Source organism: Terriglobia bacterium (genome assembly GCA_036496425.1).
In the GTDB taxonomy this organism is placed as follows: domain Bacteria; phylum Acidobacteriota; class Terriglobia; order 20CM-2-55-15; family 20CM-2-55-15; genus 20CM-2-55-15.
Window position 1 is genome coordinate 14,547 of the sequence record DASXLG010000308.1, and the last position, 18,484, is coordinate 33,030.

Genomic DNA, 18,484 nt, shown 5'->3' on the forward strand with positions numbered 1-18,484 from the left:
TCTGCGGCTTGTTACGGCAATTTTCGGGAAGCTTCACATTTTCTTTTCAACTCTGCTCCTACAGTAGGTGAAGAGCGGAATGCGGAGGTTTCGATGCCTGATGTACGCTACGTCTGTCTATCGGATACCCATTTCGGCGCCGATAACAGCCTCCTGACCAATCTTCGAGCCGGCACGGCCACCGTCGAGCCGCTCCATGCGAGTCCGGTGCTGCAGGCACTTGCCGCGTGTCTTTCCGATCTCATTTCGAAGAACCAGAATGCCGCACCGCCGACCCTGATCCTGAACGGCGACATCATGGAACTGGCCCTCACCAGCGACAACAACGCGGCCATGGCGTTCGAGCGCTTCATGGAATTGATCGTTCCGAATAACGGCAAGCGGCTCTTCGCGAATGAAATGATCTATGTCGCAGGCAACCACGACCATCATTTGTGGGAGACGGCGCGCGAAACGCAATATGCCAATTTCATCGACAAGAATCCCGATCTTCGGGACTTGCCCATTCCGTGGCACACCACAAATATCTTCAGCGGCGATCCCGTTCCGGCGTTCTTTCTGAATACGCTCATCCAGCGTCACGATGCGATGAAGGACATCACGGTCCGCGCGGTCTATCCCAACTTCGGGTTGAATGACGGACACGGGAAGCTTGTCATTTTTTCGCATGGTCATTACATCGAATCGATTTACACATTGATGACAAACCTGCGTTCGATGATCTTTCCGGATCGCAAGCCGCCGGTCACGATCTGGGATCTCGAGGCGGAAAACTTCGCCTGGATCGACTTTTTCTGGTCGACGCTGGGGCGGTCCGGCGGCGTCGGCACGGATGTCGAGCTGATCTACAACATGATGACGGACCCTCGAAAGTTGAAAATCCTCATCAACAACCTGGCTGCGGGAATCGTTCGCGAGTTCGGCAAGCAGGGCCTCGGCGGCAGAATCGACAGTTACTTCCTGGGACAGTTTCTCAACCTGACGCTGGGCCGCGTTGCCGCAACGGAACGGCACGATGGATCTGCGCTCCTTACTCCGGACGCAACTGCCGGATTGAAGAACTACATTGAAGGTGTGCTGCTGACACAACTCGATCAGGAGCTGAATCACAATCGACCCACGGAGTGGTCGTTCGTGTTCGGTCACACCCACAAGCCATACGAGGATACCGGGGAATTCGCGGGTTATCCGGGGTTGACCGGTCTTTACAACAGCGGAGGGTGGGTGGTCGATACGCCTCAGGCCGAGCCGCTGCACGGCGCCAGCGCCGTTCTCGTCGATGAAAACCTCGACGTCGTTTCGTTGCGCTTTTACAACCAGCAGGCGGACGCGGCGAACTATGCCGTCCGCGTCAGCGAAGCCCAGCGCCCGAATGGAACGCACTCGGCGTTTTATGAGCGGCTGCAGGGCCTCATTAATCCTAACCGCGACCCCTGGAAAAGTTTTTCGGCTGTCGTTGCCGGGGAGATTCCGCTGCGGTTGAGAATTCAAGGGGAAGGTAATTGATGGATGACCAGCGTTTCAGCGTTTACTTCGCATTGGACGGCCGGAATCTGGATGGCCTGATCGGCAGCGCCGGCATTTTGCGCTTCGATTGGCCGGAACGGAAAACCTACGTTCAGCATTTCTACGGCATCAGCTCCGCCCACAATCCGTCGCTGGCGCCCAATGGAAAGCTGGCGCTGCTGGGCAATTTCAGCCAGACGATCATGCTTCTCGACATCGAAAAACCGGACAAGATGCGCGAGGTCAGCCGGCAGTCGACGATGTATTTCGAAGAGATCGATTATCGTTTGCGCGCGAACACGCACCACCTCTGGTATCCCGACAGCGAGCATTTCATCGGAGCGATCGGCGATCATATTTATCGCTTTCATGTCGATAACTTGAAGAGCCCGGAAAACCTCGGTCCGCACCGCCTGGAGAACGCCCACGAGCTGCGCTGGGACTCGAACCGCAGATATGTCCTGATCGGAGACCTGGGCCCCGAGAAACATGACGTGCGCCAGGTCGGCGTATTCGATCTGGAAGAGCCTGATCCGCAGAAGCGGGCGAGAGTCATCAAAGTTCAGAATAATGTCTGGCATTGCCGGGTTCATCCGACCAAGCCGGTGGGTTATGCGCTGACATATTCGCTTATCACCGACCACGACGACTGGGTGAACTGGTCGCCCAGTTTTGTCCGCGAGTACATCTATGAAATCGATCTTCCGACCGCCACAATCACCCGCACGTGGAGCAGCGGCGCCGAATATCCCGGTCACCTGAATTCAGACGTCGATATCTCCAATGACGACGTGTTGTATGTCGCGAGCGGCGGCAGCCATGGCGTGCTCGAAATTCCGCTGGACCGGTTCGCCGAAAGCCGGTTCCTTCCCTGCATTCCCAAATGGACCACCCGCGCGTTCTGCATTCACGACAAGCTGCACTCGCTGCTTGGAGCATTTTCGCGCAAGTCCTTTCCGAGCAATACGCATTACATTCTCCAGACCCTGCAGGTGACGGGCGGACGGGTTCTGGACGGCATCTATGCAACGCGTGTCTCGCCGGACGGCAAGAACCTCATCGTCGGCAATCGCGGCTACAACGTGATCGCGGTTTACGACCGCAAGACCTTCAAGAAGATTTACGAAACACTGCTTCCGTTCCGGCGCGACGTTTACGGCAACACAACGGACCACTACAAGTTCACCAACAGATTTATGGGGTATCACCTGGGCGTCCATCACAGCGAATTGATCACCCGGGATTGAGAGGGGAGTGCATGGTATCGAATGTTTCTGCCGGCCCGGCCGGCGCTGACCCGCGACTGACGACACTGACGTGCCTTCGGCAGGCCAATCCTGACGACCCGCTCGCGAAGGAGATTGCGGCCGATCTTTCGGCCGCTTCTTCCATCCTTGAAATGGTCAAGGATTACATGACGCTGCTGCACGACAGCGTGGATAACAATGCGCCGCCGCTTGGGAAAATGGCGAAGCTGTTCGAGTTGGGGAACACGTTCGATTCTCTCGATGGCCATCATTACGGCATCGCTCCCGGACTTCGTACCGGCGACCTGCATGGCGCGGCTGCGGAATTCGGGAATCTGATCGGGTTTCTGTGGGGCTCGCTGATTGTCGGCGCCTGTCCATGGGCAGGCAAGACTTACACACCGATGATCGGCGGCGACCGCGCGAATGTCGTCGGCGGCACGGTTCCTTCCGACATCAAAGTCTTTCGAGGAATCAACCATTTCAATCGGATCGCGGGCGCGCCCGTGAATATCGCCGCCAACACGCTTCTGACGTTCATGTGGCATTTGCAGAAGGCCACGGATGCCGAGAAGGCGCAATATGGCTACGACCGCAAGGGCGGCCACTTCGCCGCGCATCGCGCGCCGTCCGTGTGGCCCGGCACACCGCGGGAGGTGTTTCGCCTGAACTACCGCTACCACGCGCTCGGTAATTACCCCCCATTGACCTATCTCATCGACGAAATGGTTCAGATCGCGGACGGACTGTATCTGGGACAGGTGCTTTTTGCTACGGAACATCTCCTCGAGCAGTTCGACCCGCAAACCGATCCCTCGCATTATCGTTATCAGAACTTCGGATACTTCCTCTTGTTCGAGCCCTACTGGAATGCCGAAGCCCAACGCCTTTTCCCGTTCCTCGAAATGCCGGACGCCGCGATTCCGCCGGACGGAATCAACGCCGCGGTGCCGTCGCAGGCGCCGCCGGACAAGTTTTCGACGTTAACCCTGGCCAGCCCGCAGGATGGCGACGTCGATCCAAACCTTCTCGATCAGGTTCGCACCGACATCCGGAATTCCGGCGGCATCATGCGGACGCTCAAGTCCTACTCGGATGCCTTGATGAAGGAACACGCAACGGGTTCGCCGTTCTTTGACAAACTGCATGCGCTGTTCAATGCCGGCCTCTCGCCGCAGTCCATGAATGGCTTCTATCGTGGTGCTCTCGTGTCCTGGCAAAGCGAGGGTCTGCTGGCGCCATTTCACGAAAACACGATCGACGTCGCCTGGCAGGCAACCCGCTTCTTCTCTCCGTGGACAGGGAAGACGTTCAATCCCATCGATGCGGCGCAACTGGCAATGTGGACGGACGGCGGAGAACCGATGGGTTCCGAGCCCGCATGGAACTGCTCGAATACGGTTGTCTTCCGGACGCTGAAGGAGAAGTTCACTCGCGAATGCATGAAAATCGCCGGCGTGCGAATGGAGGATGCGGCGCCGGAAGAACACCAGCAATACGGTTTCGACGCCCATACGTTCTTCTTTATCGGGCGGAGAGACAAGTCCAGTCTGCTGCCGGAGAATAAAGGTAAGAAGATTTACCAGTTCAACTATCGCTGGAAGGCGTTGAAGAACATTCCGCCGGATTGCTTCTGCGTCGATGAGATTGCGCAGATTGCGGACGGTCTCTATTTAGGCCAGCTGATTTATGCAACGGATTGGCTCAAACCCTGGAATCCCAACACGCCGATCGCCGATTACAAGTACAAGCTGTTCGGTTACTTTCTTCTGATGGACGAGGAATGGCATCAACGGCGGCTGAGAATCGGCTTCGACCTTGATAACACCTAGAGAGGGCGCGCATGTCTCATCCCGAGCCCAGGAGGGCCGATGTCGTGGAGAAACGCATTGATCCGGTGGATTTTAAAGACACTCTGGAAGACGCCGAACACCTGCTGAAATACGCCGCCGAGATCGGCATCGAGATTGATGGCGATACGTGCGACGCCGTTCTGGAGGCGCGATCGGCGTTCAGCACCGGATGGGACGAAACCACGGCCGCGCATCTTCTGTCAGCGCTGACGCGGCTTGTGTCGCGGCTCAAGCCGGTGACTGCCGAAAGCCTGAAGGCCAGTACAAACGGTCAATCCGAGGCGACCGGCCGCCGGTACTGGGTGATCGCCATCGTTCTCGCCGTGGTGATCATTCCGTATTCGCTGGCGAGCTATGTGACGTCGTCGATTTCGGACTCGATCCGCAAGGACATCGTCACGGCCAATGATCTCGCCGTAAAACTGACCACGCAACTTCCGACTCCGGTGCTGCCGGCGGGCGTGAACCGGTCGGATGTGGTTAGTGAGCTTCAGACCTTTGCGGCCACTATCCGGGGAATCGACAGCCGGTCGGCCCAGTTGAACGTGTTCATTCTGCGGAGGGTCAAAGACCCGTTTCAGGAATTGCGGCCGGGCTTCAACAAAGACGCCAATAAGGCCCGGGACATGGCCAAAGAGCTGAAGGAGAAGCTACAGCTTCCGGTTCCGTTGCCGGATGACCTTTCAATCGTGTCGGCCGAAAGGATTTCGGTTTACCAGGATGTTCGCTATTACGGCCAGAGTGTTGTGGACGACGTGTCGGTGTGGTACTCGGCATTCGCCACGTGCATCCTTCCCGTTCTCTATGCGCTGCTGGGCACCTGTGTGTATCTGGTCCGCACTTTCGAGCAGGAAATAAGCAGCCGGACTTTCAAGCCGTCGCACGCGGATTTCCACCGCTTTCTCATTGCCGGTGTCGCAGGCGCCGTTGTGGGGTTTTTCAGTAACTTCGCAATCAACACAGGAACTTCGGTTTCTCCTCTGGCGATCGCCTTTCTTGCCGGATACGCAGTAGATGTCTTTTTCTCCTTCCTGGACGGATTGATGCAGACGTTCACCAGGAACAAGAACGCCGCCGGGGCTGCATCGAGTGCGGCAACATCCGGTGGAAACCCGTAAAATACCGGTTTGGATTTACTCGAAACCCCATTACCGGAATGGCTGTTGCCGCTCATGCTGCTGCTTTCGTTCGGCAGCGGTGTTGCGGCTCTGATTTACGAGATCGTCTGGTTCCAGCTGCTGGAACTGGTTATCGGTTCTTCGGCTGTTTCTCTCGCCGTCATCCTCGCCACGTTCATGGGCGGAACCTGTCTGGGTAGCGTCGTTGCGCCGCGTGCGATTCCGGCCCGTTATCATCCGCTGACGGTTTACGCCGCGATCGAGATCGGCATCGCTCTTTCGGCAATGCTGGTGCTTTCAGTCATACCGGCCATCGGGAGTGTCTACCTTGCCTGGGCCGGATATGGCCTGCGCGGATTCCTGCTGCGTGGGATTGTCGCGGCGGCGTGCCTGGGGCTCCCAACGTTACTGATGGGCGCTACCTTGCCGGCTCTTGCACGTCAGGTCGAGGAGACGCGGGAGGGCGTTTCGTGGCTCGGCTTCTTCTACGGCGCGAACATCGCCGGCGCCGTTCTGGGATGCCTGCTGTCGGGCTTTTATCTGTTACGGAAATACGATGTGACGACCGCGACATTTGCCGCTGCGGCGGTGAATGCCGCGGTCGCGGCCGCAGGGTTGTCTGTGGGCGCGGTCTATGACCGCGCGCGATGTCTAAATGCGAGTTCGGTGACAAAACGCGCCCACAGCAACGGATCGGGAAATGGAATCGTCTACCTGACAATTGCGATCTCCGGTTTTTGCGCCATGGCGGCGGAAACCATCTGGACACGCGAGCTGGGATTGCTGTTCGGCGCATCGGTCTACACGCTGTCTATTATCGTTGCGGTTTTTCTCGCCGGTCTTGGGATCGGCAGCGCGATCGGGTCTTTGCTCGGCCGCAATCTCTCGCATCCTCGGGCGGCCTTGGGGTGGTGCCAGCTGCTGGCTGCGGTCTCGATTGCGTGGACAGCATACAGCCTCGCCGCTTCACTGCCATACTGGCCGATCGACCCGTCGATTTCTGCCGGCATCTGGTTCAATTTTCAACTCGATCTGGACCGCGCATTATGGGCAGTCTTACCGCCCACGTTGCTTTGGGGCGCCAGTTTCCCGTTGGCCCTGGCTTCCATACGGTCCGCAAGGAAAGACGCCGGAAGGTTGATGGCCGGGGTTTATGCGGCCAATACCGCAGGCGCCATTGTTGGAGCGCTCGCCGCAGGTCTGATTCTCGTGGCGTGGCTGGGGTCGCAGCGCGCAGAGCAGTTGCTCATCGGAGTCGCGGCCATTGCAGGCTTTTTGATGCTGGCGGGCGGCGGAAGCCGGCGGAGAGCCGTGGCCGTTGGCACCGTCACCGTCGTGCTGGCGGCGGCGATGGTGAACTGTGTTCCAGAGGTCTCGAAAGTTCTTATCGCGTACGGACGCTATGCGTCAACCTGGGTCGGCAAGGGAAATATCGTCTATGCCCGCGAAGGGCTGAACTCATCGGTGGCGGTTTCGGATTTCCCGAATGGCGTTCGGACGTTTCATGTCGCAGGAAAGATTCAGGCGTCGAATGTTCCGCGCGACATGCGCTTGCAGAGGATGCTGGGACACATGACGTCGCTCACGCCGCCGCATGCCCGGTCTGTCCTCGTGATCGGCTGTGGGGCCGGGATCACGGCCGGCGCCGTGTCGATCGATCCAGCTGTGGAACATCTGGCGATCGTGGAAATCGAGCCGCTCGTGCCGCAGGTTGCAGCGGCGTACTTCCGCCAAAACAATTTCGATGTCATTCATAACCCGAAGGTTCAGGTGCAGATCGATGATGGACGCCATTATCTTCTGACATCGCAGGAAAAGTTCGATGCGATCACAGCGGATCCGCTCGATCCCTGGGTGAAGGGCGCCGCAAACCTTTACACAAAAGAGTTTTTCGAGGCGGCCAGGCAGCGGCTGAACCCCGGCGGCGTCGTGACCATGTACATCCAGTTATTCGAGACCAATCTGGAGGCTGTGAAAAGCGCCGTGGCTACATTCTTCGAAGTCTTTCCGAACGGCACGATATGGGGTAATACCTATGAGGGGCGTGGCCACGACATGATCCTGCTGGGACAGGTTGAGCCGGCGCACTTCGATCTCGATGTGATGGAACAGCGCCTCCGCCGTTCCGAATATTCTCGAGTGGCTCAGTCGCTGGATGAGGTGGGAATGCATTCCGCAGACGACCTGTTCGCGACGTATGCCGGACGTGCCTCGGATCTCAAAGAATGGCTGGAAGGTGCGGCGATCAATCGTGACAGGAATCTGCGGATGCAATACCTGGCGGGCGCCGGCCTGGATCTTGATAACAGTGCTGCCATCTATGCCGGCATGCTCCGATACAGGCGGTTTCCGGCGGACATGTTCATCGGAACTGCAGAGCGCGTGAATTCACTGAAGCTGGCCATGATGCAACCTTATGGAAATCAGGATTGACGACCTTCTGGCCGAAGCGAAAAGGCGTTTACAGTCGATCAGAACAAAGCTCATTTGTGAAGGTGCGCTTCGATAACGTTCACGAAATCTTCGATGCTCGGCTTGATATAAACGCGCTGGCCGTCGATTAAGAACGACGGCGTTTCATTCAGCTTCAGCTGCTCCGCCTGGGTTTCATCCCGGAGGATACGATCCTGCACGGCGGGTGAGTGGAGCTCCTGCATGAATTTGTTCATGTCCAACCCGATGCGGCTTGCCAGGGCCATCACAATAACCTCCGCGTTCCGGCTCTCGCCCCACTCTCGCTGATGCTCGAAGAGCGCATCATGCATTTCCCAATACTTGCCTTGATCGCCGGCGGCTTCCGCTGCCATTGCGCCAAGCATCGCATTCGGATGAACGGCGATGAGCGGGAAGTGGTGAAATTCGAGACGAAGTTTGTCAGGGTAGCGGCTCAAAATTTCTTTGACGAAGGGATGGAAGCCACCGCAGCTCGGACATTCGTAGTCACCGAACTCGACCAGAGTTACCTGTGCGTTTTCGGGGCCACGGAAGTGACCACCTTTGAGCTGAACCGGCTTCGCTGTTCCCGTGTCTTCCACAGGCTGGTCCGGGGTGCGGCTTAAATACACGGCGGCGCCTGCCGCGATTCCAACCGCAATAACGATGACGGCAAGAGGCTTCAGCAGCTTTTTCATGCCGTCATACTAGCGCGGACGGCACGCATCATCCAGATGAATGTCGGGGCTCATTTCTTTGGAGGCGGCGGCTGAGCAGGAGGCGTGTCCACGTGAACGGTTTCGTAGTGGACGGTCACCTCAGCCTTCACTTTGATGCTCGAGTCGGATGGCGAGTTATCGAAGACAAGATAGTAGTTGCCGGCCTGTGGAATTGCAGCCTGGATGTTCCCGTTTGTCGTCGTCTTGGATAAGTAGAGGAAGCCCGGAGGGATTTTATGGTCGCCGGTAAACTGGTTGTATTCAATCTCGTTGAGCAGCATTACTTGAATTCCTGAAACGCTCTCGGTCGAAAAATTACCCGTCACCCGGGCATTTTGCATGTGCGGCTCATCCAGAACGATCTTCACATCGTGACTGCTTCTGGCCGGAACTTCGAAATCACCGAGCGCCAGCGTGTGACTGACCGGAAGCGGACGGATCTCAAGAGAGTATGGGCCGCCGCTCGCCGGCCTGGCTTGCTGGACAGGGTGAGTCCGGCGGTAAAGGGCATAGAAGAGGACTCCAAGCGCCAGTATCATTAGGACCGGTCGTAGACGTTTCATCCCCTACAGTCTGTCATTCAACCCGCGCCTACGCGCGTGTAAAGATTCTCTTTGATATTCATCATGCCCAGATTATAGATGGCTATATTGTCGGAATTTACGCGATCATTCGAAGTGAGTACATGAAGCTCGCGGTACCTTTAACGCACATTCGAAAATATCTGGTAAGTCATGAAGACACATATTTGGGCCGCTTGCATTGTCTTGATCGCACTGAATGCCTCAAGAGCCAATGCGCAACCCGCACCGCCCGCATTGTCAGACGATCTGACCCAACCTGAAACGCAGCCCCTGATTCAATCGCAGCACAAGTACCTTGTGATGCCTGCGAGTTTCGACATCCTGCGTGACGAGAGAGCGATCTGGAAAGACATGTTCCGGCCTCACGAAGGCGAGGCGAAATGGGTCATTCCGATCGTCGGCGTGAATGCGCTGGCGATTTCCACAGATGCCTTCGCCTACAAGAACTTCAAACCGTCGGACACGGTTCAGACGGCCAGTCATGCTGTTTCGAGTCTCGGGGCTCCCTATCCCCTCTTCGCCGCCGGAGCCTCGATGTACCTTATCGGGCGTTACACCGACGATCTGCGCCTGAGGGAAACGGGCATTCTCGGTACGCAGGCCCTGGTTCATTCGATCATTATGACGGGAGTATTCGAGAGCGCTACCAATCGTAAGCAGCCGAACGGATCGGGAGGAACCGGGTTCTGGAAGGGCGGCGACGCCTGGCCTTCCGGGCACGCCTCAATGTTCTGGGCTCTGTCGACCGTCGTGGCCGAGCAGTATCATGACAGTTCGCCGGTCAGATACGGCGCTTACTTGCTGGCTACGGCGGTGAGTGTGTCCAGGTTTACGGGCCGTCAGCACTTTCCATCCGATGCCCTGGCCAGCAGCCTGGTTGGTTATCTGGTCGGCCGATGGGTCGTTCATCACCGGAGCACGACGCGGAATTGATTTAAGAAAATTGGATCATTGCATAGGATCCTTCAGTTCTCCGTGGGCTTCTGTATGTTGTCGACGACCAGAACCTCGACGGGCCCTTTTGACGATTCGAGCTTCAATCCGAATTGCTCGACTGCCGCAAAAACGGTCGGAATCGAGTCCCGGGAAAACCGGCCCTCGACGGCAGGACCCGGGGCGCCCTCGCGTGCGCCTGCACCTCCGCCCCCAAGCGGAACATTGGCCGAAGCCATACGGGGCAGTTGGACGTCGAAGAGGCCTTTGATTTCCGTCCTGTCGATGACGACGCGTCCCGCCCATCTCGAAAGCATCTCCGCCACATCGCTCATATCGACGCTCCGCCCGGACATCTGGCCGTTTTCAGGCACGAAGCCGTGGCACTGTCCGGCAATATTTCTCGATCCGAGTTCGTACCGGTGATCGCTGCGGCTCTGCCCTTCACACTCCCGGTCTTTGGGAGCCGGCTGAAACTTCAATGGATTCCTGGTCGTGACGAGTGCATAGACGGGCAGTTCTTTGGTTTCGCGATGCAGTTTCAAGTTGAACCGTTCGGCCAGGAGCGTCTGAAGCATCAACTTCAGTTGGGCCTCGGTCGCAGGGCCCTCCGCCTTCGCATCGAAATTGTAGACATCGGAGTTGATCCAATCCGGCCCGGACAGAATCTTTCCATCGTAGGGGATCATGAACGCCGGCGGCACGTCATAAGCAAGAGCGATGACGAGCCTCAAGGGCTCATGCCTCACAACGCAGCGGCCCATAGGGACTATATTCTCCTGGCTATGGCTGTCGGTGCCGTGGCAACCCAGCATGATTTCCTCCGGGCCGCCGGCCCTGGAATTGTTCGGCTTGATCGAAGCCACCTCGAACGATGGATTCTGCGCCTGGGCGGCGATGGCGATTCCCAAAATCAGCGTGAGAGCGGCACGTTTCATATAGAAAGGAAGGAATCACAAGAAGCACAAGAGGCACAAGAAAAATCGGATTTTCCTTGTGCCTTTTTATGCCGCATCCAGCAGGCGGGTGCTTGCAATTTTGCAGACGCGTTGAAGAGTTGTTTCGATCCGCCTGTGCGCGTTGCGCTCATGGCGGTCATGAGCCAGGTGGGCCAGGGTTTTAAGATGCAGACAGAGAGACTCGAAGTACTCCCGTTTTTCGGGGTATAGCTCGGCCAGATGCCCGTAGCCCACGATAGTCCGCAATTCGTCCTGGGTGTCCAGGCCCGGCATCTCCGGGCGGCAGGAGTCGCTCGCTAACTTGGTGATTTCATAAAGAATCGAGGATGACATTTCACGCTCCAACATTTATTAGACGGCCGCAGTTCCGGTTGTTAGGGCCTCAACTGATTTCAGGCAGGAGTGAACGCAGCCACGTCATGGTTCCGGATACCAGTAAGTCATCACTTTCATAGGAATGCGCCATGCATCCCGGGTTCCGGTGTGGTTATAATGTCTGTTGCACGTTCGACTGGCGCCGTACCCAAGTGGTAAGGGAGAGGTCTGCAAAACCTTTATGCATCGGTTCGAATCCGATCGGCGCCTCTGGACCTGGTCGTAGGCGCGGGCTTTCAGCCCTCGCCTACGCCGGCTCGACTGTCCATATCAGTTTGAAAATACCTACCATAACTCCCCTCGTGACGTACTGCTGAAGAGAGACCCTACAGGCTATACTGAATGTGCGGAGGGCGCATGAAAGCGGAGGACTGCATACTTTACAGTGGAGCGGCAAAAGGAGCAGAGGCGGCATTCGGGGCGGCGGCGGAGCGGAAGGGAATTGACGAGGTCAACTTCACGTTTGAAGGTCATAACGATGCAAGGATCCGCGGCATTCGAGTTTTGACGCACGAAGAGTTGAAACAAGGTGACGTGAGCCTTGCTTACGTCAGCCGGTTGATGCACCGGACCTATTCCGATACATCCCTGTTCCGGAAGATCCTGCAGAGCATCTGGCACCAGGTCAACAACGCTCAGGAAATTTACGTCATCGGGCAAATCCTGGATGACGGGACTGTCAAGGGCGGCACGGGCTGGGGCGCCGAATTTGCGAAGCTTTGTAATAAGCCGCTGTACGTCTTTGATCAAAATCGCGATGGCTGGCACCTCTGGACCGGCGATAACTGGGCTGCAGAGAGGTCGCCGGTCATCACGCATCCTCATTTTGCGGGAACCGGGACACGCGACCTCCACGATAGCGGCCGCAAGGCGATCGATGAGTTGTTCACGCGTTCGTTCAGCTGAGTTTTTAAGCTGTGCGCAGGTTCAAGGCGCGGCGGCGCCGCCACGCCTCTCCAGGGCGGAGAGTTCACGCCACGTGTACCAGATCCGCTGAGAGACGGTCCAGTTCGACAGGATGGCCATGACCCAGAGCGCGGCGGCCATCCTGTCGCATAATGCGCCGATCACGAGCAGGACGATTCTTTCAGGTCTTTCCAGGAATCCGACTTTGCATGCCGGAATAAGCGATTCGGCGCGCGCCCGGGTGTAGCTGGTAAGAATGGAACCGATGAGGCAGAGGCCGGTGAGCCAGACGTACTGAAGGCGATTGATTCTGGCGAACCAGGCGATCAGTCCCAGCAGGAGCAGCACATCGGAATAACGATCGATCACCGAATCGAAAAAAGCCCCGAACTTTGTTACCCGCTTGGTGCGCCGCGCCACCTCTCCGTCGACGATGTCGAATATGCCTGCGAAGATCACGACCACGCCGCCCAACGGGAAGTATCCTTTATAGAAAAGGATCATCGCGACGATATTGATCAGCATCCCGATGAGCGTCAGGATATTCGGATGGACGCGAAGACTCGCCAGCAGGTTTACGATCGAATCGACAACGCGTTTGCCGCCGGCGCCGATGCGCCCCGTTATGGATCTGGGCTCTTCCACGCGGTTATTGACTGTCATGCATCGTGACAAAGCTCAGAATTTCGAATGTCCTCGTGCCTGACGGGATTTTTACTTCAACAGTTTCGCCTTCACGCTTGTTCAAAAGGCTTCTTCCTATGGGCGAAGTGGTCGAGATCAATCCTGCCGGCGCATTCGCATCTTCGCTGGTTACCAGCTTGTACGTTACTTCCTCATTCTTGTCGACGTCGAGCAGGACGACTTTGGATCCGAGATTGATCCTGTCGCGCGGGATTTTATCGAAATTGATCATCGAGAGGTCCGCTGCCCTCTGTTTGAGCTGTCCCAGACGGACCCGCACGAAATCCTGCCGTTCACGCGCCGCCTGGTAATCGGCGTTCTCGCTCAGATCTCCGAGGGCGGCCGCCGTTTTGAGCGCCCTCGGTAATTCTTCGCGCAGTTCTTTTTCGAGAGTTTGAATTTCTTCTTCGAGTTTCTTTCTAATTTCTGAACTCATTGGGCTTCCTAGAACAGTTTGAAATTGATCGTTAAGAACTTCTTTGGATTCTGTCTGAAATCATAAATCAATTTCTGGATCTCCGATGTCGTCTCGTTCAGGCTGTTGAAAAGAGCGGGGTCCCGGATGAACTTCCCGGCGCTGCCCTCTCCATTCTGGACGGAGTCGACCAGAGTATTAAGTTTGGTTACGCCATTCCTGAAATCGGTGTACAGCGTATCGTCTTTCATCAGCTTACCCAGTGTGCCCTCGCCGCGGTCGATCCGCTCGGTGATGCTTTGGACCTTGGCTGTCAGATCGTCGATGTGGTTGTAAAGCGCTGGATCGTTTACAAATTTCCCGGCGCTGCCGTTCCCGCTTTCGATTTTTTTCACAAGAACGTCCATGCGGTCGCTCATCTCCATAAATTTCGTATACAGCGCGTCATCGGATATCAGCCGGCCCATGGTTCCGGGACCGGTGCGCGCATCGTGGACCAGCGTATTCGCCTCCTTTATGAGGTCATTGGTCCTATCGAAGACGGCGGTGTTGGTCAGGAATTGGCCTAAAGTGCCTTCGCCCTGGTCCACGCGATCGGCGATCTTCTTAAAGTCTTCGCTGAGCACCTGCAGGTTGGCAATAAAATCGTTGGTTCCCTGAACGATCTTCCGGATATCGCCTTCCTCGGTTCCCTGGATATAGCCCCCATCCGCAATCACCGTTCCGGCTTCGGTTCCGCGTGTGATGTCGACTTTGCTGTCGCCGAGCAAGCCGATCGTCGAAATCGAGACCTTGGAGTCGGTGCGAATAATATTCTTAAACTTCGCTTCAAGCTTCATTACGGCTGCGACCGCTTTGTTCGGATCGGGTTCCGGGGAAATCTCGACCTTGTCGACATTGCCAATAGTCACGCCCTCCAGCGACACTTCCGCCCCGGCCCGAAGATTGTTGGCGTTCTGGAAATAGGCGATCACCGTGTATTTGGGTACGAAAAATCCGGACTGACCGCTGACGTAGAAAATGGCCAGCGCGAGGAGGGCGAAACTGGTAACAACGAGTATGCCCACTCGCAATTCAGTCCAGGCAAGGGATCGGCGTTGCGCCATGTTTTTCTCCTCTCACTTCAGAAAGCGTTTGATGTAGTCATCCTCGGATTTGCGCAGCACTTCATCGGGACCTTCGAAGACAATTTTCCCGTCCCGAAGCAGAAGAAACCTGGTGTTCGCAATGCAAAGAAACCCGCCTTCGGTCTGAAAATGGGTTTGTCCGTCTCCGTTCGTAGCGTACTCCGTGGAAAGTGTAAACGCATCGCGCATACGGTGGGTGACGAATACGCCGGTCACTTGCTTGGTGTCCCGCAGGGCGATAATGAGCTCATTGATCCTCTTTGACGTTATAGGATCGAGGCCGGCGGTCGGTTCGTCGTAAAGCATGATGCCCGGTTCACCGATCAGGGCACGGGCCAGAGCCACCCGCCGTTTCATTCCTCCGGAGAGTTCGCTGGGCATCTTGTCGATCGCCGCTTCGAGGCCGACAAAACCGAGAACCTCGCGGACCTTCGCCTCGATCTCGCTTTCATCGGCGTTCACCTCGTACAGCCGGTAGGCCACGTTCTCGCGTACCGTCAGGGAGTCGAAGAGCGCCGACTCCTGAAAAACCATTCCGATCTTCTGGCGGATACTCATCAGATCGCGCTCGTCCATTCGTGAGATATCTTGCCCCTCGATCAGGATTGCACCTTCATCGGGTTTATCGATGCCGATGATCAATTTGAGAATCGTGGATTTCCCCGATCCGCTGGCGCCGATGATGATTTTGGTCTCACCCTTAAAGATCCGGAACGACACTCCGTTCAGAACCGGCTTATCGCCGGCATAAAACTTGACGACGTCACGCATCTCGAGCACGGGTTGCATCACGTATAAGCCAGAATCAAGCGAGTCAGGAAAAAATCGAAAATCAGGATCAGTACCGAGGATGCGACCACTGCCTGAGTCGTTGACCGACCGACGCCTTGCGTTCCTCCATAGGTTCGCAGCCCGCAATGGCAGCTGACCGATGCAAGAAGGGCGCCGAATACGAGGGGTTTAATCAGGCCGCCGAAGACGTCCACGTAGTTGAGGGAATCCCATGCCCGGCTCAGATAAAGAATGGGAGTGATGTGCAGCACGGACAGAGCGACGGCCAGGCCCCCGATGATCCCGAGGGAATCCGCAACAATGGTCAGTACCGGCATCATTGCAATCGTTGCCAGAATTCGCGGGACCACCAGTTTTTTGATCGGATCCGTTCCAAGCGCGCGCATGGCATTGATTTGCTCGGTAACCAGCATCGAACCCAGTTCCGACGCCATTCCCGATCCCACGCGGCCTGCAACCATAAGCGCGGCGAGCACCGGTCCCAGTTCTCGCACCAAAGACACCGATACTAATCCGCCGGTCAGACTTGTTCCTCCGAACCGGGAGAGTTCTTTGGAGGATTGAAGGGTCAAAACCGCGCCGGTAAAAAAGCCTGTAAGCATGACGACCATGAGCGATCCGACGCCGATGAGGTCCATCTGCATAAGGATGTCGCGCACGTAGAACGGCCGGCGGAACATGGAAACGAAAGCCTTGCCGGCCAGGAAGGACAGATCCTGCACTTCCTTGATGGCAGCTTTCGGCGATACAGGCATCGTGGCCATCGTAACGGAAAATTCGGCTATACTCAACGTATGCTGAGCTTTAGAACGGCCGGGGAGTCTCATGGCCAGGCCCTCATCGCCCTCGTGGAGGGCCTTCCAGCGCACCTTCCCGTTGATTTCGGCTTCATTGATCATGAGCTGAAACGGAGGCAGGGAGGCTACGGGCGAGGCGGGCGGATGAAGATCGAAAAGGACCAGGTTCGTTTTCTCTCAGGAGTGCGGCACGGAAAGACCATAGGCAGCCCGATATCCATGATGATCGAAAACCGGGATTGGCCGAATTGGGAAGAAATCATGTCGCCCCGCGAAGTGTCCGGTGATGCCGCGACCAAAAGAACAGTGACGCGGCCTCGACCGGGCCATACCGACCTTGCCGGTTCTCTGAAATTCAACCATACAGACGCGCGAAACATCCTGGAGCGTTCGAGCGCGAGGGAGACTGCCGCACGGGTTGCATGTGGCGGGCTGGCAAAGGTCTTCCTCCGTCATTTTGGAATCGAGATTCTCAGCCACACGACTGCTATCGGCAATGCGCGGGTTCCGGACGACTTTACGGTTTCGTGGGATCAGCTCGAAGCCATCCGCGACGATGAGGTTGTCCACTGCGTGATTCCGGAACTCGCACAAGAGATGGTCCGCGAGATCGAAAAGGCGCAGAAGGACGGCGATACGATCGGCGGAACATTTGAGGTCATTGCCCGGGGCGTCCCGCTTGGGCTCGGTTCCCATACCGGGTGGGACACTCGCATCGACGGCAAGCTGGCTCAGGCCATGATGTGCGTCAATGCCGTCAAGGCTGTCGAAATAGGCGATGGAGTGAAGGTGGCATACAGCCGCGGTTCACAGGCACACGATGAGATCGCCTATGACACCGCTCAACGGCGGTTTTCCCATCTGACCAATCGCGCCGGCGGCATCGAGGGTGGAATCACCAACGGCGAAGAGGTTCGCGTGGTCGGCTATCTCAAGCCGATACCGACGTTGAAAAAAGCGCTCCGCTCCGTCGACATGATCTCCAAGGAACCGTTTCTCGCCCAGCATGAGAGGTCCGACACCTGTACCGTCCCGGCTGCCGGAGTGATCGGCGAAACCATGGTTGCCCTGGTTCTGGCCACTGCCTTCCTGGAAAAATTCGGAGGCGACTCCATCCTGGAAACCCAGCGAAATTATGAGGGTTACCTCGAACAACTGCGGAGTTACTGAACGTCCGCATGCGATAATGTAACCGTATGATTCGTGCTATTGAGCTCTGGGGATCGGAGGTGTTGGATAAGCCGTCGGATCCCGTCACCAACATCACCGGCGAAGAAGTGAAGCTGGTTCAAGACATGATCGAGACCATGTACAAGGCGCCCGGCGTGGGACTTGCCGCGCCGCAGATCGGGATCTCCAAACGCATCATGGTTACGGATACGAGCAGCGGTGAGAAGAAGGACAGCCTGATCACGCTCGTCAATCCAGAGATCGTGGAGACGGATGGAGAACAATGCGAAGAGGAAGGCTGCCTCAGCATCCCGGGGTTCTCCGCCACTGTGGTGCGCCCCAAAAAAGTGGTTCTCCGGGGCGTCGATCTGGACGGACGGGAAGTCCACATCGAGGGTTCCGATCTGCTTGCCCGCGCCTTCTGCCATGAGATGGATCACCTCGACGGCAAGTTCTTTCTCGATCACCTGAGTTTCATCAAGCGGGACATGATCAAACGGCGTATCAAGAAACTCATACGCCAGGGCAAGTGGGAATAAGACTCACCTTTATGGGCACCGCGGTCTTCGCGTTGCCGTCCCTGAGCTACCTGTTCGAAAAAGGCTATGAAATAAGCGGCGTCATCACGCAGCCGGACAAGCCGGGCGGACGCGGACAGTCCATGCAGGCGTCTCCAGCTAAAAAGCGGGCTTACGAATTAAAGCTGCCGGTTTACCAGCCGTCCTCACTGAGGTCGGAAGAGGCGCGGCTGTTGATCGAAGCGCTTGCGCCGGAGATCGTCGTCGTTGTCGCTTATGGCAAGATTCTCCCGCCGTGGCTCCTGCAGTCACCGCGGCTCGGCTGCATCAATCTTCACGGTTCGCTGC

Annotated in this window: 19 protein-coding genes and 1 tRNA gene; 11 read left to right on the forward strand and 9 right to left on the reverse strand. The window is 56.9% G+C overall.

Annotated elements, in window-relative coordinates; translation table 11 throughout:
* Positions 1–93: 93 nt before the first annotated feature.
* The 5 genes from VGK48_22595 to VGK48_22615 are packed head-to-tail and all read left to right on the forward strand — an operon-like array spanning position 94 to position 8,157.
* Positions 94–1,506: a metallophosphoesterase gene (locus tag VGK48_22595; protein ID HEY2383974.1), complete on the forward strand. Its 1,413-nt coding sequence runs from the start codon at positions 94–96 to the stop codon at positions 1,504–1,506.
* A complete protein-coding gene (locus VGK48_22600) occupies positions 1,506–2,753 on the forward strand; it encodes a hypothetical protein (protein ID HEY2383975.1) in 1,248 nt (415 codons plus the stop codon). The genes VGK48_22595 and VGK48_22600 overlap by 1 nt, the downstream gene beginning before the upstream one ends.
* A gap of 11 nt (positions 2,754–2,764) precedes the next feature.
* Positions 2,765–4,585 carry a hypothetical protein gene (locus VGK48_22605; protein ID HEY2383976.1) on the forward strand — a complete coding sequence of 607 codons (1,821 nt, stop codon included), beginning with the start codon at positions 2,765–2,767 and terminating at the stop codon, positions 4,583–4,585.
* A gap of 44 nt (positions 4,586–4,629) precedes the next feature.
* On the forward strand, positions 4,630–5,724 hold the full coding sequence (locus VGK48_22610) for a hypothetical protein (GenBank protein HEY2383977.1): 1,095 nt from the start codon (positions 4,630–4,632) through the stop codon (positions 5,722–5,724).
* A 9-nt stretch (positions 5,725–5,733) separates the two neighbouring features.
* Positions 5,734–8,157: a fused MFS/spermidine synthase gene (locus VGK48_22615; GenBank protein HEY2383978.1), complete on the forward strand. Its 2,424-nt coding sequence runs from the start codon at positions 5,734–5,736 to the stop codon at positions 8,155–8,157.
* Positions 8,158–8,207: 50 nt separating this feature from the next.
* Here the strand turns inward: VGK48_22615 and VGK48_22620 are convergent, their stop codons facing one another.
* Positions 8,208–8,855, reverse strand: a complete 648-nt coding sequence (locus VGK48_22620) for a thioredoxin domain-containing protein (GenBank protein ID HEY2383979.1) — start codon at positions 8,853–8,855, stop codon at positions 8,208–8,210.
* 50 nt (positions 8,856–8,905) lie between these two features.
* The gene (locus tag VGK48_22625) at positions 8,906–9,439 is read right to left on the reverse strand and encodes a hypothetical protein (protein ID HEY2383980.1); all 534 of its coding nucleotides are present in this window, start codon (positions 9,437–9,439) and stop codon (positions 8,906–8,908) included.
* Between the two features lie 171 nt (positions 9,440–9,610).
* Between VGK48_22625 and VGK48_22630 the strand changes: the two genes are divergently transcribed.
* Entirely contained in the window at positions 9,611–10,393 is a 783-nt protein-coding gene (locus VGK48_22630; protein ID HEY2383981.1) for a phosphatase PAP2 family protein, read from the forward strand.
* Between the two features lie 32 nt (positions 10,394–10,425).
* On the opposite strand, the gene VGK48_22635 is transcribed toward VGK48_22630, so the two are convergent.
* Positions 10,426–11,331, reverse strand: coding sequence for a TIGR03435 family protein (locus VGK48_22635; GenBank protein HEY2383982.1), 906 nt, complete (start codon positions 11,329–11,331; stop codon positions 10,426–10,428).
* 66 nt (positions 11,332–11,397) lie between these two features.
* Positions 11,398–11,700, reverse strand: coding sequence for a hypothetical protein (locus tag VGK48_22640; GenBank protein ID HEY2383983.1), 303 nt, complete (start codon positions 11,698–11,700; stop codon positions 11,398–11,400).
* A gap of 165 nt (positions 11,701–11,865) precedes the next feature.
* Here VGK48_22640 and VGK48_22645 point away from each other — a divergent pair.
* Both VGK48_22645 and VGK48_22650 read left to right on the forward strand, forming a co-directional pair.
* Positions 11,866–11,937 (forward strand) — tRNA-Cys (locus VGK48_22645).
* 147 nt (positions 11,938–12,084) lie between these two features.
* Positions 12,085–12,633: a hypothetical protein gene (locus VGK48_22650; protein HEY2383984.1), complete on the forward strand. Its 549-nt coding sequence runs from the start codon at positions 12,085–12,087 to the stop codon at positions 12,631–12,633.
* A gap of 21 nt (positions 12,634–12,654) precedes the next feature.
* On the opposite strand, the gene VGK48_22655 is transcribed toward VGK48_22650, so the two are convergent.
* Genes VGK48_22655 through VGK48_22675 form a run of 5 tightly spaced genes read right to left on the reverse strand, consistent with a single transcriptional unit; the run spans position 12,655 to position 16,442 of the window.
* Positions 12,655–13,296 (reverse strand): CDP-alcohol phosphatidyltransferase family protein, encoded by a 642-nt coding sequence (locus VGK48_22655; GenBank protein ID HEY2383985.1) that lies wholly within the window; start codon positions 13,294–13,296, stop codon positions 12,655–12,657.
* A complete protein-coding gene (gene greA, locus VGK48_22660) occupies positions 13,283–13,753 on the reverse strand; it encodes a transcription elongation factor GreA (GenBank protein ID HEY2383986.1) in 471 nt (156 codons plus the stop codon). Before greA ends, VGK48_22655 begins: the two co-directional genes overlap by 14 nt.
* Positions 13,754–13,761: 8 nt before the next feature.
* Positions 13,762–14,838, reverse strand: a complete 1,077-nt coding sequence (locus VGK48_22665) for an MlaD family protein (protein HEY2383987.1) — start codon at positions 14,836–14,838, stop codon at positions 13,762–13,764.
* Between the two features lie 12 nt (positions 14,839–14,850).
* Positions 14,851–15,648 carry an ATP-binding cassette domain-containing protein gene (locus tag VGK48_22670; GenBank protein HEY2383988.1) on the reverse strand — a complete coding sequence of 266 codons (798 nt, stop codon included), beginning with the start codon at positions 15,646–15,648 and terminating at the stop codon, positions 14,851–14,853.
* A complete protein-coding gene (locus tag VGK48_22675; protein ID HEY2383989.1) occupies positions 15,648–16,442 on the reverse strand; it encodes an ABC transporter permease in 795 nt (264 codons plus the stop codon). Before VGK48_22675 ends, VGK48_22670 begins: the two co-directional genes overlap by 1 nt.
* A gap of 3 nt (positions 16,443–16,445) precedes the next feature.
* Between VGK48_22675 and aroC the strand changes: the two genes are divergently transcribed.
* The 3 genes from aroC to VGK48_22690 all read left to right on the forward strand — a co-directional run.
* Entirely contained in the window at positions 16,446–17,618 is a 1,173-nt protein-coding gene (gene aroC, locus VGK48_22680; GenBank protein ID HEY2383990.1) for a chorismate synthase, read from the forward strand.
* Between the two features lie 26 nt (positions 17,619–17,644).
* Positions 17,645–18,157, forward strand: a complete 513-nt coding sequence (gene def, locus VGK48_22685) for a peptide deformylase (GenBank protein HEY2383991.1) — start codon at positions 17,645–17,647, stop codon at positions 18,155–18,157.
* A gap of 11 nt (positions 18,158–18,168) precedes the next feature.
* On the forward strand, positions 18,169–18,484 hold a 316-nt coding region (locus VGK48_22690), incomplete at its 3' end, for a formyltransferase family protein (GenBank protein HEY2383992.1).

Excerpts from the sequence above, each read along its gene's own strand:
- VGK48_22595 (HEY2383974.1), top strand. The coding sequence starts at position 94 with ATGCCTGATGTACGCTACGTCTGTCTATCGGATACCCATTTCGGCGCC.
- VGK48_22600 (HEY2383975.1), top strand. The coding sequence starts at position 1,506 with ATGGATGACCAGCGTTTCAGCGTTTACTTCGCATTGGACGGCCGGAAT.
- VGK48_22605 (HEY2383976.1), top strand. The coding sequence starts at position 2,765 with ATGGTATCGAATGTTTCTGCCGGCCCGGCCGGCGCTGACCCGCGACTG.
- VGK48_22620 (HEY2383979.1), bottom strand. The coding sequence starts at position 8,855 with ATGAAAAAGCTGCTGAAGCCTCTTGCCGTCATCGTTATTGCGGTTGGA.
- VGK48_22625 (HEY2383980.1), bottom strand. The coding sequence starts at position 9,439 with ATGAAACGTCTACGACCGGTCCTAATGATACTGGCGCTTGGAGTCCTC.
- VGK48_22630 (HEY2383981.1), top strand. The coding sequence starts at position 9,611 with ATGAAGACACATATTTGGGCCGCTTGCATTGTCTTGATCGCACTGAAT.
- VGK48_22635 (HEY2383982.1), bottom strand. The coding sequence starts at position 11,331 with ATGAAACGTGCCGCTCTCACGCTGATTTTGGGAATCGCCATCGCCGCC.
- VGK48_22640 (HEY2383983.1), bottom strand. The coding sequence starts at position 11,700 with ATGTTGGAGCGTGAAATGTCATCCTCGATTCTTTATGAAATCACCAAG.
- VGK48_22650 (HEY2383984.1), top strand. The coding sequence starts at position 12,085 with ATGAAAGCGGAGGACTGCATACTTTACAGTGGAGCGGCAAAAGGAGCA.
- VGK48_22655 (HEY2383985.1), bottom strand. The coding sequence starts at position 13,296 with ATGACAGTCAATAACCGCGTGGAAGAGCCCAGATCCATAACGGGGCGC.
- greA (HEY2383986.1), bottom strand. The coding sequence starts at position 13,753 with ATGAGTTCAGAAATTAGAAAGAAACTCGAAGAAGAAATTCAAACTCTC.
- VGK48_22665 (HEY2383987.1), bottom strand. The coding sequence starts at position 14,838 with ATGGCGCAACGCCGATCCCTTGCCTGGACTGAATTGCGAGTGGGCATA.
- VGK48_22670 (HEY2383988.1), bottom strand. The coding sequence starts at position 15,648 with ATGCAACCCGTGCTCGAGATGCGTGACGTCGTCAAGTTTTATGCCGGC.
- aroC (HEY2383990.1), top strand. The coding sequence starts at position 16,446 with ATGCTGAGCTTTAGAACGGCCGGGGAGTCTCATGGCCAGGCCCTCATC.
- def (HEY2383991.1), top strand. The coding sequence starts at position 17,645 with ATGATTCGTGCTATTGAGCTCTGGGGATCGGAGGTGTTGGATAAGCCG.